The sequence below is a fragment of the Azotobacter beijerinckii genome, from assembly GCF_900110885.1.
In the GTDB taxonomy this organism is placed as follows: domain Bacteria; phylum Pseudomonadota; class Gammaproteobacteria; order Pseudomonadales; family Pseudomonadaceae; genus Azotobacter; species Azotobacter beijerinckii.
Genome location: NZ_FOFJ01000002.1, coordinates 72,519 through 85,527, shown reverse-complemented (window position 1 = coordinate 85,527; position 13,009 = coordinate 72,519). Strand labels below are relative to the sequence as shown.

General features: G+C 69.7%; 10 protein-coding genes. 2 read left to right on the top strand and 8 right to left on the bottom strand.

The window, feature by feature from the left end:
• Positions 1–2 precede the first annotated feature (2 nt).
• Positions 3–1,238, bottom strand: coding sequence for a cytosine deaminase (gene codA / locus BMY22_RS01340; protein WP_090618961.1), 1,236 nt, complete (start codon positions 1,236–1,238; stop codon positions 3–5).
• A 115-nt stretch (positions 1,239–1,353) separates the two neighbouring features.
• Positions 1,354–1,824, bottom strand: coding sequence for a MaoC family dehydratase (locus tag BMY22_RS01335; RefSeq protein ID WP_039803644.1), 471 nt, complete (start codon positions 1,822–1,824; stop codon positions 1,354–1,356).
• A 304-nt stretch (positions 1,825–2,128) separates the two neighbouring features.
• Here BMY22_RS01335 and BMY22_RS01325 point away from each other — a divergent pair, with 304 nt between their 5' ends.
• A complete protein-coding gene (locus tag BMY22_RS01325; protein ID WP_090619102.1) occupies positions 2,129–3,817 on the top strand; it encodes a long-chain fatty acid--CoA ligase in 1,689 nt (562 codons plus the stop codon).
• Positions 3,818–3,866: 49 nt separating this feature from the next.
• On the opposite strand, the gene BMY22_RS01320 is transcribed toward BMY22_RS01325, so the two are convergent.
• Genes BMY22_RS01320 through glcD form a run of 5 tightly spaced genes read right to left on the bottom strand, consistent with a single transcriptional unit; the run spans position 3,867 to position 10,288 of the window.
• On the bottom strand, positions 3,867–6,044 hold the full coding sequence (locus BMY22_RS01320) for a malate synthase G (RefSeq protein WP_090618959.1): 2,178 nt from the start codon (positions 6,042–6,044) through the stop codon (positions 3,867–3,869).
• Between the two features lie 37 nt (positions 6,045–6,081).
• Positions 6,082–6,489, bottom strand: a complete 408-nt coding sequence (locus tag BMY22_RS01315; RefSeq protein ID WP_090618958.1) for a heme-binding protein — start codon at positions 6,487–6,489, stop codon at positions 6,082–6,084.
• Entirely contained in the window at positions 6,468–7,721 is a 1,254-nt protein-coding gene (gene glcF, locus BMY22_RS01310) for a glycolate oxidase subunit GlcF (RefSeq protein WP_090618957.1), read from the bottom strand. Before glcF ends, BMY22_RS01315 begins: the two co-directional genes overlap by 22 nt.
• Positions 7,722–7,730: 9 nt before the next feature.
• Complete coding sequence (gene glcE, locus BMY22_RS01305) at positions 7,731–8,789, bottom strand: glycolate oxidase subunit GlcE (RefSeq protein WP_090618956.1); 1,059 nt, start codon at positions 8,787–8,789, stop codon at positions 7,731–7,733.
• Positions 8,789–10,288, bottom strand: coding sequence for a glycolate oxidase subunit GlcD (gene glcD, locus BMY22_RS01300; protein WP_090618955.1), 1,500 nt, complete (start codon positions 10,286–10,288; stop codon positions 8,789–8,791). The genes glcE and glcD overlap by 1 nt, the downstream gene beginning before the upstream one ends.
• A gap of 235 nt (positions 10,289–10,523) precedes the next feature.
• Here glcD and glcC point away from each other — a divergent pair, with 235 nt between their 5' ends.
• A complete protein-coding gene (glcC, locus tag BMY22_RS01295; protein ID WP_090618953.1) occupies positions 10,524–11,300 on the top strand; it encodes a transcriptional regulator GlcC in 777 nt (258 codons plus the stop codon).
• A gap of 156 nt (positions 11,301–11,456) precedes the next feature.
• Here glcC and BMY22_RS01290 read toward each other — a convergent pair whose 3' ends face one another.
• On the bottom strand, positions 11,457–12,608 hold the full coding sequence (locus tag BMY22_RS01290) for a polysaccharide biosynthesis/export family protein (RefSeq protein WP_090618952.1): 1,152 nt from the start codon (positions 12,606–12,608) through the stop codon (positions 11,457–11,459).
• Between the last annotated feature and the right edge of the window lie 401 nt (positions 12,609–13,009).

The window sequence follows — 13,009 nt, the reverse complement described above, 5'->3', positions numbered from 1 at the left end:
ATTCAGGAGTAGCGTTCGATCCGCGCCGGGGTGCGGCGCATCAGGACTTCCCCGTGGCGGATCGACACCAGCGCATGGCCCTGGCTGCGCAGCAGCTCGTAGTCGCTGGCCGCCGAGAGGATCAAGAGGTTGGCCGGCCGCCCGACCTCCAGGCCGTAGCGCTCGCCCAGCTGCAGGGTCCTGGCGCTGTGCCCGGTGACCAGGTCGAGGGCGCGCTGCAGGTCGGCATAGCCGAGCATGTGGCAGATGTGCAGGCCGGCTTCGAGGATGCGCAGGATGTTGCCGTTGCCAAGCGGGTACCAGGGGTCGACGATGGAGTCCTGGCCGAAGCAGACGTTCAGCCCGGCGCGGTCGAGTTCGGCGACCCGGGTCAGGCCGCGGCGCTTGGGAAAGGTGTCGAAGCGCCCCTGCAGGTGGATGCTCTCGGTGGGGCAGGAGACGAAGTTTATCCGCGACAGCTTGAGCAGACGGAACAGCTTGGAGCAGTAGGCATTGTCCCAAGAGCCCATGGCCGTGGTGTGGCTGGCGGTGACCCGCTCGCCCATGTCGCGCACCCGCGCCTCCTCGGCGAGCACCTCGAGAAAACGCGACTGCGGGTCGTCGGTTTCGTCGCAGTGCACGTCGACCAGGCAGCCGCTGCGTTCGGCGAGGTCCATGAGGAATTTGATCGAGCTGACCCCCTGTTCGCGGGTGTTCTCGAAGTGCGGGATGCCGCCGACCACGTCGGCGCCCAGGGCGATCGCCTCGGCCATCAGCTCGCGGCCGCCCTGGTAGGACTCGATGCCCTCCTGCGGGAAGGCGACGATCTGCAGGTCGATCAAGTGGCGGGTTTCCTCGCGCACCTCGAGCATCGCCTTGAGTGCGGCGAGCGTCGGGTCGGTGACGTCGACGTGGGTGCGCACATGCTGGATGCCGTGCTCGACCAGCATGTCGATGGCCTTCCTGGCCCGCGTCTTGGTGTCTTCATGAGTGACCAGCGCCTTGCGCTCGGCCCAGCGCTCGATGCCCTCGAACAGGGTGCCGCTCATGTTCCAGGCAGGCTCGCCGGCGGTGAGGGTGGCATCCAGGTGGATGTGCGGCTCGACGAAGGGCGGCACCACCAGGTTGCCGGCGGCGTCCAGGCCGTCTCCGGCGTCGGCGAGGGCCGGTTGGGCGACGATGGCGGCGATGCGCGCGCCGTCCAGTTCGATGCGGTGGAGGCCTTCGCGACCGCGCAGGCGGGCGTTGACGATCTTCATGGCGAACTTCCTTCTGCTGTACGGAGATGGCCGCCGATCCGGCGGCCGGACCATTCAAGCAGTTCGCCTCGGCGCTTGCGAGAGGCCCGTCCGGCAGACGGGCCGGCGATGCGGGTCAGCCGATGCTGATCGGCGGCAGCTGGGTCAGTTCGACGCTCTGCTGGCGGCGCGGGGCGAGGATTTCCGCCTCGCCGTCGACCACCAGTTCGTCGTGCTGGTTGTAGACGCGGGTGGCGATGCGTACGCGGAACTTCGGCAGCTTTTCGAGGATTTCCAGGCGCACGGTGAGGGTGTCGCCGAGCTTTACCGCGCGGGTGAACTGCATGGTCTGGCCGAGGTAGATGGTGCCCGGGCCGGGCATGGTGCAGGCCACCGCGGCGCTGATCAGCGCGCCGCTGAACATGCCGTGGGCGATGCGCTCCTTGTACGGGCTGCGGGCGGCGAACTCGGCGTCCAGGTGTACCGGGTTGTGGTCGCCGGAGAGGGCGGCGAACAACTGGATGTCCTTCTCCTCCACGGTCTTGCTGTAGCTCGCTTGCTGGCCGACTTCGAGATCGCCGTAGGGGACGTTGGTAACCTGGCTCATGCAGTTTCCTTGGTGTTCTATCTATAGAGGAGAAGAATCCCCATCGGGGCGATGGGAGAGGGCGGACTCGGGCCCGTTGCAGAACCCCGCATTGTAGTGCCGGGCGCCGGGGTTTTCACGGAAAGGAAAGCCGATTCGTACGCCGCCGAACGTCCCCCCGCCGGCAGCCGCCGCGCGGTGGGGCGGAGCCCTTGGTTCGCGGGCCTTCCGGGCACCGGGCGTGCCTGTTACTCTCGAGACGCCCGTCTGCCCGTGGACAATAAGAATTCAACCCGCGCCGATGCGTGAAGTGGAGTGGCATTGCATGATCGAGACTTTCTGGAAGGACAAGTACCCGGCCGGCGCCGTCCGCGAAATCGATCCCGACCGATACCCCAACATCCCCGCCGTGCTGAAGGCCTCCTGCCAGCGCTTCGCCGACCGGCCCGCCTTCAGCAACCTCGGCCGGACCTTGAGCTACGGCGAGCTATACGCGCTGTCCGGCGCCTTCGCCGCCTTCCTGCAGGGACTCGAAGGGCTGCAGCCGGGCGACCGCATCGCCATCCAGCTGCCCAACCTCCTGCAATACCCCGTGGCGGTGTTCGGCGCCCTGCGCGCCGGGCTGATCGTGGTCAACACCAATCCGCTGTACACCGCCCGGGAGATGCAACAGCAGTTCGCCGACGCCGGAGCCAAGGCCCTGGTCTGCCTGGCCAACAAGGCCCATCTGGTCGAGGAGGTGCTGCCGCAGACCGGCATCCGCCACGTCGTGGTCACCGAGGTCGGCGACCTGCTGCCGCCGCTCAGGCGCCTGCTGGTCAACGGCATGGTGCGCTACGTCAAGCGGATGGTCCCGGCCTACCACCTGCCGCAGGCGGCGACGTTCACCGCCGCCCTGGCCGAAGGGCGCGACCGGCCGCTGCGGGACATCGAGGCCGACCCCGGCGACGTCGCCGTGCTGCAGTACACCGGCGGCACCACCGGCACGCCCAAGGGGGCCATGCTCACCCACCGCAACCTGGTGGCCAACATGCTGCAGTGCCGGGCGTTGGTCGGCGCCGCGATGGGCGAGGGCTGCGAGACCCTGGTCGCGCCGCTGCCGCTCTACCACGTCTACGCCTTCACCCTGCACTGCATGGCGATGATGCTCACCGGCAACCACAACCTGCTGATCAGCGATCCGCGCGATCTGCCGGCCATGGTCCGGGAGCTGTCGAAGTGGCGGTTCACCGGCTTCGTCGGCCTCAACACCCTGTTCGCCGCGCTGTGCCACGACGAGGGGTTCCGGGGCCTGGACTTCTCCGCGCTGAAGCTGACCCTGTCCGGCGGCATGGCCCTGCAGCAGGCCACCGCCGAGTGCTGGAAGGCCGTCACCGGCTGCGAGATCCTCGAAGGCTACGGCCTCACCGAGGCCAGCCCGGTGGTTTCCGGCAACCCCTACGGGCACATCCGCCCCGGCACCATCGGCATGCCGCTGCCCTCGACCCTCTGCAAGGTGCTCGACGAAGAGGGGCACGAACTGCCGCCCGGCAACAGCGGCGAACTCTGGGTGAAGGGACCGCAGGTGATGAAGGGCTACTGGCAGAACCCCGAGGCCACTGACGCCGTGCTCGATGCCGAGGGCTGGCTGCGCACCGGCGACGTCGCGGTGATCGAGGCGGATGGCTACCTGCGCATCGTCGACCGCAAGAAGGACATGATCCTGGTGTCCGGCTTCAACGTCTATCCGAACGAGCTGGAGGAGGTCCTCGCCAGCCTGCCGGGCGTACTGCAATGCGCCGCCATCGGCGTGCCCGACGAGCGCACCGGCGAGGCCATCAAGCTCTTCGTGGTGGTCAAGCCCGGCGCGACCCTGACCACGGAGCAGGTCATACGCCACATGCACGACAACCTCACCGGCTACAAGCGCCCGAAATACATCGAGTTCCGCGACCGTTTGCCGACCACCAACGTCGGCAAGATCCTGCGCCGCGAGCTGCGCGACGAGGCTCGGGGGAAGCCGGTCGGGGCCTAGCCGCAAGGCCCGCGAAGCGGCGAACCGCCTCGCGGGTCCGGGGTGCGCTTCAGCTCCGGCCCTGCTTGAAGGCGAGGCGGAACCGGTGCAGCAGCGGCTCGGTGTAGCCGCTGGGCTGGGCGCAGCCCTGGAACACCAGGGCGCAGGCCGCCTGGAAGGCTACCGAGCGCTCGAAGTCGGCGGCCATCGGCTGGTAGAGGGGATCGCCGGCGTTCTGCTGGTCGACGATGCGGGCCATGCGCTGGAGGACTTCCATGACCTCTTCCGGGCCGGTCACGCCGTGGCGCAGCCAGTTGGCCATGTGCTGGCTGGAGATGCGCAGGGTGGCACGGTCTTCCATCAGGCCGACGTCGTGGATGTCCGGCACCTTGGAGCAGCCGACGCCCTGTTCGACCCAGCGCACCACGTAGCCGAGCAGGCCCTGGGCGTTGTTCTCCAGCTCCTCGCGGATCTGGGCGGCGCTCCACTGCGGCGCGGCGACCACCGGAACGCTGAGCAGGCCGTCGAGCAGTTCGTCGCGCACGCTGCCCAGGTCCACCCCCTCCAGCTCCGCCTGCACGGCGGCGACGTCGACCTGGTGGTAGTGCAGGGCGTGCAGGGTCGCGGCGGTCGGCGAGGGCACCCAGGCGGTGTTGGCGCCGGCCCTGGGCTGGACGATCTTCTGTTCGAGCATGTCGGCCATGCGGTCGGGCATCGCCCACATGCCCTTGCCGATCTGCGCGCGGCCGCGCAGGCCGCAGGCCAGGCCGGTCAGCACGTTGCTGCGCTCGTAGGCGGCGATCCACGCCGAGGACTTCATGTCGCCCTTGCGCAGCACGGGGCCGGCTTCCATGGCGCTGTGGATCTCGTCGCCGGTGCGGTCGAGAAAGCCGGTGTTGATGAAGGCCACCCGCGCCGCAGCGGCGCCGATGCAGGCCTCGAGGTTGACGCTGGTGCGCCGCTCCTCGTCCATGATGCCCATCTTCAGGGTGTGGCGCGGCAAGCCGAGCAGGTCCTCGACGCGGCCGAACAGTTCGTCGGCGAAGGCCACCTCGTGCGGGCCGTGCATCTTCGGCTTGACGATGTAGACCGAGCCTTCGCGCGAGTTGCAGCGGCGCTCCAGGTCGTGCAGGGCGGCGAGGCTGGTGACCACGCAGTCGAGGATGCCCTCGGGGATCTCGCGGCCCTCGCCGTCGAGGATCGCCGGGTTGGTCATCAGGTGGCCGACGTTGCGCACGAACATCAGCGCGCGGCCGGGCAGGGTCAGCGTCGAGCCGTCGGCGGCGAGGTACTGGCGGTCGAGGTTCAGGCGGCGGCTGAAGGTCTTGCCGCCCTTGCTGACGTTCTCGACCAGGTCGCCCTTCATCAGGCCCAGCCAGTTGCGGTAGACCAGCACCTTGTCTTCGGCATCGACCGCGGCGACCGAATCCTCGCAGTCCATGATGGCGCTCAGCGCCGCCTCCAGCAGGACGTCCTTGACCCCGGCGACGTCGGTCTTGCCGATGGGATGGGTGCGGTCGATCTGGATCTCGACGTGCAGGCCATGGTTGCGCAGCAGGATCGCGCCGGGGTTGCCGAGATCACCCTGGTAGCCGGCGAAGCGCTCGGGGTGCTTGAGGCCGGTCAGGGTCTGGCCCAGGCCGACCTGCAGCCGGCCGTCGACCACGCGATACGCCGTGGCTTCGGCGTGGGAGCCTTGGGCCAGCGGCGCGGCCTGGTCGAGGAAGGCGCGGGCGCGGGCGATGACCCGGGCGCCGTGCCGCGGGTCGTAGGGCGAGCCCGGCTCGGGGCCGTGCGCCCCGCCGAGCGCGTCGGTGCCGTAGAGCGCGTCGTACAGGCTGCCCCAGCGGGCATTGGCGGCGTTCAGCGCATAGCGCGCGTTGGACATCGGCACCACCAGCTGCGGGCCGGCCTGGACGGCGATCTCGCGGTCGACGTTGGCGGTGCCGACGGTCACCCGCGGTGGTCTTGGCAGCAGGTAGCCGATGCCTTCGAGAAAGCCGCGGTAGGCCGCCAGGTCGCGCACCGGGCCGGGATGGGCGCGGTGCCAGGCATCCAGCTCGGCCTGCAGGCGGTCGCGCTCGGCGAGCAGGGCGCGGTTCTTCGGCGCCAGCTCGTGGACCAGGGCGTCGAAGCCCAGCCAGAACCGGGCGCTATCCAGGCCGGTGCCCGGCAACGCTTCATCCTCGATGAAGCGGGCCAGGTTCTCGGCGACTTGCAGGCGGTGACGGGTGATGCGCTTGCCCATGGGGGGTGTTCTCCTGTTCCTGTTCGGCTCGTTGAGGTCACTCGGCGATGGCTTGCACGCCGGCCCTGGCCACCTGGGCATCCTGATCGGAGCGCACGCCGGACACGCCGACGGCGCCGACCACCTGACCGTCGACCAGCACCGGCACGCCGCCCTCCAGGGTGGCGCTGAGCAGCGGCACGGAGAGGAAGGCGGTGCGCCCGCCGTTGATCATTTCCTCGTAGACCTTGGACTCGCGGCGGCCGAGGGCCGAGGTGCGGGCCTTCTCCAGGGCGATGTAGGCGCTTGCCGGGCTGCAGCCGTCGAGTCGCTCCAGGGCCAGCGGGTGGCCGCCGTCGTCGACCACCGCGATGCTCACGGCCCACTGGTTGTGCTGCGCTTCGGTGCGGGCGGCGGCGAGCATCCGCGCGACTTCGGTCTGGGTCAGGACTGCTTTGCTGTGCATGGGGGGTTCTCCGGTTGAGTCAGGGCTTCTTCGACCAGCTCGATCCAGTGCCGCACCGGGGTGCGGCCGGCACCGTCCAGATGGATCTGGCAGCCGATATTGGCGGTGGCGATCAGCGTCGGCCGGCCGCTTTCCAGGGCGTCGAGCTTGTTGTCGCGCAGCCGGCGCGACAGCGCCGGCTGGGTGATCGAGTAGGTGCCGGCCGAGCCGCAGCAGAGGTGTCCGTCCGGCACCGCGGTGAGCTGGAAACCGAGGCGCGTCAGCAGCTCCTCGACGGCGCCGCCGAGCTTCTGCGCGTGCTGCAGGGTGCAGGGGCAGTGGAAGGCCAGGCGCAGGTCGGCCCGGATGCCGAGGCTTTCCAGGGGCTCGCCGCGCAGCACCTCGACCAGGTCGCGGGCCAGTTCGCTGACCCGGCGGGCCTTGGCGGCGTAGCGCGGGTCGGCGGCCAGCAGGTGGCCGTAGTCCTTGACGAAGGCGCCGCAGCCGCTGGCGGTCTGCACGATGGCCTCGGCGCCGGCCTCGATGGCCGGCCACCAGGCGTCGATATTGTGCCGGGCGCGTTCGAGGCCGGCCCTCTGGGCGTTCAGGTGGTAATCCACGGCGCCGCAGCAGCCGGCTTGGCGGACCGCCGTCACGCTGATGCCGAGGCGGTCGAGCACGCGGGCGGCGGCGGCGTTGGTGTTCGGCGACAGCCCCGGCTGCACGCAGCCTTCGAGCAGCAGCACGCGGCGCGCATGGTGCGGCTGCGGGCGCGCCTTGGCCGGGCGGATCTGGCGCGGCAGCTTGGCCTTGAGCCTTTCCGGCAGCAGCGGGCGGAAACGCTCGCCGCTGCGCACCAGGACCTTGAAGGCCGCCGGATGGGGTAGCAGCGCGCGCAGCCCGGTCGTCAGGGCGCGCTGCTCCAGGGAGCGCGGCACCTGCCGTTCCAGCACTGCCCGGCCGATGTCCAGCAGGTGGTGATACTGCACGCCGGACGGGCAGGTGGTTTCGCAGTTGCGGCAGGTCAGGCAGCGGTCCAGGTGCTCGCGGGTGCTGGCGCCGGGCGTGGCGCCCTCGAGCACCTGCTTGATCAGGTAGATGCGCCCGCGCGGGCCGTCCAGCTCGTCGCCCAGCAGTTGGTAGGTCGGGCAGGTGGCGTTGCAGAAGCCGCAGTGCACGCAGCTGCGCAGGATGCGTTCGGCCTCGGCGCCGCGCGGCAGGGCCAGGCTGTCTTCGTTCAGATGGGTTTGCATGGTCCGCCCTCAGAAGTCCGCGTACATCCGCCCGGGATTGAAGATCCCCTGCGGGTCCAGTTGCGCCTTGAGCTGGCGGTGGTAGCGCATCAGCGGCGCGGGCAGCGGCTGGAAGGGGCTGTCGCAGACGCCGGCGTCGTGGCAGCTGGCATGGCCGCCGACCTCGGCGGCGATGGCGCGGATCGCCTCGGCGCCGGCCTCCGACTTCAGCCAGCGCTGCGCGCCGCCCCAGTCGATCAGCTGGCTGCCGGGCAGCGCCAGCGGCGGCACGGCGTTGGGCAGCGACAGGCGCCACAAGGGTCGCGGGTCGGCGAAGAAGGCCAGGCGCCGTTCGCGCAGGTCGTCCCAGAAGCCGTCGGCCAGCGCCTCGCCGCCGAGGCACTGGCGGGCCGCGGCCAGCGAGCCTTCGCCGCCCTCCAGGCGCAGGTAGAGGGCCTCGCCGTCGTGGCAGGCGGCGCTGAGCGGGATCGGCTGCTGGCCCCACTCGGCGAGTTTGCTCAGTGCGCGCTCGGCATTCATCGCCAGGCGCAGGCTGGTGCTGGCGCGCGGTCGCGGCAGCACCTTGAGCGAGACCTCGGTGATCACCCCGAGGCAGCCGAAGCTGCCGGCCAGAAGGCGCGAGAGGTCGTAGCCGGCGACGTTCTTCATCACCTCGCCGCCGAAGTGCAGGTGCTTGCCGTGGCCGCTGATCAGCCGCGTGCCGAGGACGAAGTCGCGCACCGCCCCGGCCCAGGGCCGGCGCGGGCCGGACAGCCCGGCCGCGACCATGCCGCCCACCGTGGCCGTGCCGAGGTGCGGTGCCTCGCAGGCGAGCAGTTGGCCCTGGTCGGCCAGCGCCTGCTCCAGTTCGGCCAGCGGCGTGCCGGCACGCACGGTGACCACCAGCTCGGTGGGGTCGTAGCCGACGATGCCGCGGTGGCGGCGGGTGTCGAGCACTTCGCCTTCCACCGGGCGGCCGAGGAAGGCCTTGCTGCCACCGCCCTGGATACGCAGGGGCGTGCGCTGGGCGATGGCCCGGTTGACCTGTTCCAGCAGCTCGGCGCTGGCGTCGAAGGAGGACGGGCTCATCAGAAGCGCTCCAGTTCGGGGAAGGGCAGCCGGCCGTGGTGCACGTGCATGGCGCCGAACTCGGCGCAGCGGTGCAGGGTCGGGATGTTCTTGCCGGGGTTGAGCAGGCGCTCGGGATCGAAGGCCGCCTTCACCGCGTGGAACAGGGTCAGCTCGTCGGCATCGAACTGGGCGCACATCTGGTTGATCTTCTCGCGGCCGACGCCGTGCTCGCCGGTGATGCTGCCGCCCACCGCCACGCACAGTTCGAGGATCTTGCCGCCGAGGGCTTCGGCGCGCTCCAGCTCGCCGGGCCGGTTGGCGTCGAAGAGGATCAGAGGGTGCATGTTGCCGTCGCCGGCATGGAACACGTTGGCCACGCGCAGGCCGTATTCGGCGGAAAGCTCGGCGATGCCCCGGAGCACGCCGGGCAGCTCGCGGCGCGGGATGGTGCCGTCCATGCAGTAGTAGTCCGGCGACAGGCGCCCGACCGCCGGGAAGGCGTTCTTGCGCCCGGCCCAGAACCTCGCCCGCTCGGCCTCGTCGCGGGCCTGGCGCACCTCGGTCGCGCCGGCCTGCTCGAGCACCCGGCGCACCCGTTCGCAGTCGTCGTGCACGTCGGCTTCCACGCCGTCCAGCTCGCAGAGCAGGATGGCCTCGGCCTCCACCGGGTAACCGGCGTGGATGAAGTCCTCGGCGGCGCGGATCGCCAGGTTGTCCATCATCTCCAGGCCGCCGGGGATCACGCCGGCGGCGATGATCTCGCCCACCGCGCGGCCGGCTTTCTCCACCGAGTCGAAGCTGGCCAGCAGCACCTTGGCCATCTGCGGCTTGGGCAGTAGCTTCACCGTCACCTCGGTGACGATGCCGAGCATGCCTTCCGAGCCGCTGAACAGGGCGAGCAGGTCGAAGCCGGGGCTGTCCAGGGCGTCGGAGCCCAGGGTCAGGCGCTCGCCCTCGACGCTGAGGATCTCGACCTTGAGCAGGTTGTGTACGGTCAGGCCGTATTTCAGGCAGTGCACGCCGCCGGCGTTCTCCGCCACGTTGCCGCCGATCGAGCAGGCGATCTGCGAGGACGGATCGGGCGCGTAGTAGAGGCCGAAGGGCGCTGCCGCCTGGGAGATCGCCAGGTTGCGCACCCCGGGCTGGACGCGGGCGAAGCGTCCTTCGGGATTGACTTCGAGGATCTTGTTGAAGCGCGCCATCACCAGCAGGATGCCCTGTTCCAGGGGCAGCGCGCCACCGGACAGGCCGGTGCCGGCGCCGCGCGCCACGACCGGCACCTGGCGGCGGTGGCAGAGCCTGAGCAGCGCCTCGACCTGCTCGATGCGCTCGGGCAGCACCACCAGCATCGGCATGGTCCGATAGGCCGAGAGGCCGTCGCATTCGTAGGGCTTGAGGTCTTCCTCGCGGTGGAGGATGTCCAGGCCCGGCAGCCGCTCGCGCAGCTCGGCGAGCAGGGCGGCCTTGTCGACCCGGGGCAGCGCGCCATCGACGCGCTCGTCGTAGAGGATGTTCATGATGGACTCGATCAGACGGAATATTGTTGTTGTTCGCGCGGCCCGCAGTCTGCGTCTGCAGCCCGTGCAGCATCGGCGCGGCGGTGCCGGCCGTCCAGCGCCAGGCGCACTGGTCCTACCAGTTCGTGCGGGCGGTTGTCCCGTTCGTCCGGCAAACCCCTATTCAGACTAGGCCGCGGGCGGATAGGCTTCCCGTCCTCTCGCACTGGTCAGACCAGCCATGACAGATTCCCGCATGCCTCCCGAACCCGCCGTCGAACGCCGCCAGGTCGCCGACGTGGTGGCCCAGCGCATCGAGCGACTGATCGTCGACGGCGTGCTCAAGGTCGGCCAGGCGCTGCCCTCGGAGCGACGTTTGTGCGAGCGGCTGGGCATCTCCCGCTCGGCATTGCGCGAAGGCCTGCGCGTGCTGCGCGGGCGCGGCATCATCGAGACGGCACAGGGACGCGGCTCCTTCGTCGCGCCGTTGTCCGACGGCGGCGACACCAGTCCGCTGCTGCACCTGTTCGCCTCGCAGCAGCGCACCCTCTACGACCTGCTGGAGGTACGCGTCCTGCTGGAGGGCGAGTCGGCGCGGCTGGCCGCCCTGCGCGGCAGCGAGGCGGATTTCATCCGGCTCGGCCGGCGCTACGCGGAAATGGTCGCCGCCCAGGCCGCCCCGCCCGAGAGCCTCGACCCGCGCGAGCACGCCCGGCTGGACCACGCCTTCCACCTGGCGATCTGCGAGGCCGCGCACAACCCGGTGCTGCTGCACACCCTGCAGTCGCTCACCGACCTCATGCTGACCACGGTGTTCGCCTCGGTGAACAACCTCTACCACCGCCCGCCGTGCAAGAAGCAGCTCGACCGCCAGCACGCGCGCCTCTACCACGCGGTGATCGAGCGCCTGCCGGAACAGGCCCGGCGCGCCGCCCGCGACCACATCCACGGAATCCGCGACAGCCTTCGGGAGATCGAGCAGGAAGAGCAGCGCCTGGTGCGGACGACCATGCGCCTGGAGAGCGAGGATTGAGGAGGAGAGGACGGGAGGGGGGATGGATGCCGTTCAGGCGGGCGGCTATACGGACAGCGGGGGGACAGCCTCGATCCTGGCTGGCTCACGTACGAGCCCCGCGACTCCTGAGGCGCGGTCACGTACCTGGCTTGCATCCATGCTTGCCGGGCAAAATCATTTGGTTATCGTATTGATATCGTCTTCTACGCCTATTCCCATGTTTAGGAAGGAGGCCGAGGGGAATAGCTGGCTGATGAAGCGGTTCCAGCGGGTGATGCCGGCGGCGCCGACGTAGACCACGTCCTGCGGTTCGACCTGGAAATGCGCGGCCAGCACCATGGAGGCCGGCGACTTTGCATCCAGCTGGAAGACCTGGGCCGTTTCCCGTTCGAGATCCCGCACGCCGCGGATCACGTAGACGGCTTGCGGGTTGGAGGTTTCCTGGCGCAGTCCCCTGACCGAGCCGATCACTTCGGTCAGGTTCATACTGCGGCTCCTGAAAGATAGCGGTCCGGGCGAGACGACCTCGCCGAGGACGAAGATCCGTCGGCTGTCGTTGGTGGGTAGGTGCAACTGGTCGCCGTCCTTGAGGTAGATGCGGTCCAGCTCCGCGCCGCCGCGGTTGAGGGCGTCGAGGTCGAGGCGGTACTCCCGGCCGTCGCGCTTGAGGATCAGTCTGGCAATGTCGGCTCCCCCACCTACGCCGGCCTGGCCGACGGCCGCCGGCAGCGTCATGGGGACGGTGGTTAGGGGCATCGGGCCTGTATGGCCGAAGGCGCCGGTGAGAATCACCCGGCGGCCGCCGAAGCGGGTTACGGCGACGTCCACCTGCGGGCTTTCGATATAGCGGGTCAGCCGCTCGGCGATGCTGTTGCGCAGCTCCTCGATGGTCAGGCCGGCAGCCTCGGTCTCGCCGATGTAGGGATAGAACAGTCGGCCGTCGGGACGCACCAGGCGTCCGTTGGCGTCGGGTGCCTGCTGCACGCCGCCCGGTGAGTTCAGTTCCGGGTGCTCCCAGACGGTGATGTTGAGCACGTCGCCTACCCCGATCACGTAGGGGCCGGGAGCGTAGCTGGTCAGTTCGGGAGGCAGTGTCTCGACGACGCGTGCCGCGTTCTGGGTCGCCACCAGCCTCGGGGTGATGGGCACCAGCTCGAAGCGGGGGCTGTCCGGCGGGCCTTGGTGCGCAAGGTCGGAAGTGTCGAGGTGCTGCCCGGGGGAGAATATGCAGCCCTGGAGGCCGATGGTAGCGGCCAGTATGACGGCGAGTGTGCGGTGCACCGGCGAGCTGCCGGTATGCAGGACGGACAAGGCAAATCCCTCCATGGGCCGTGGTTCGCGGGGATGAAGACCTGTTTCGGACGATCAATGGGGAAATGCAGAGCCGGGCGCCCGGCACATGCGGATGCCACAACCGACCGGCCTGGTCGCTCCCGCTATGGGGGGCTCCTGGTGTCCGTGGTGCCCTGGTGGCCGAAGGTTGCAGCGGCTGCCTCGCCGGCAATGGCCTGGCCGGGAAGACTCGGCAACAGGCTGGGTGGGAGTGTTTTCATGCTTCAGGCTCCATCGCAGGAAAAGGAGAGCCCTTCACACCACGTGGGCTACCAAAGGCTAGGCTGTGTTGCAGAGGGCTGCAAATCGGCTGGGCGTTCCCCTGACAGTCGGAAAGGCATTTGCCGGTGGTCTGGCCTGGAACTCTCACCGTTGGGTCGGGCCTCGTGCGGGGC

Bases quoted from the DNA above. Each gene is read 5' to 3' on its own strand.
- codA (WP_090618961.1), bottom strand. From the start codon at position 1,238: ATGAAGATCGTCAACGCCCGCCTGCGCGGTCGCGAAGGCCTCCACCGC.
- BMY22_RS01335 (WP_039803644.1), bottom strand. From the start codon at position 1,824: ATGAGCCAGGTTACCAACGTCCCCTACGGCGATCTCGAAGTCGGCCAG.
- BMY22_RS01325 (WP_090619102.1), top strand. From the start codon at position 2,129: ATGATCGAGACTTTCTGGAAGGACAAGTACCCGGCCGGCGCCGTCCGC.
- BMY22_RS01320 (WP_090618959.1), bottom strand. From the start codon at position 6,044: ATGGGCAAGCGCATCACCCGTCACCGCCTGCAAGTCGCCGAGAACCTG.
- BMY22_RS01315 (WP_090618958.1), bottom strand. From the start codon at position 6,489: ATGCACAGCAAAGCAGTCCTGACCCAGACCGAAGTCGCGCGGATGCTC.
- glcF (WP_090618957.1), bottom strand. From the start codon at position 7,721: ATGCAAACCCATCTGAACGAAGACAGCCTGGCCCTGCCGCGCGGCGCC.
- glcE (WP_090618956.1), bottom strand. From the start codon at position 8,789: ATGAGCCCGTCCTCCTTCGACGCCAGCGCCGAGCTGCTGGAACAGGTC.
- glcD (WP_090618955.1), bottom strand. From the start codon at position 10,288: ATGAACATCCTCTACGACGAGCGCGTCGATGGCGCGCTGCCCCGGGTC.
- glcC (WP_090618953.1), top strand. From the start codon at position 10,524: ATGCCTCCCGAACCCGCCGTCGAACGCCGCCAGGTCGCCGACGTGGTG.
- BMY22_RS01290 (WP_090618952.1), bottom strand. From the start codon at position 12,608: ATGGAGGGATTTGCCTTGTCCGTCCTGCATACCGGCAGCTCGCCGGTG.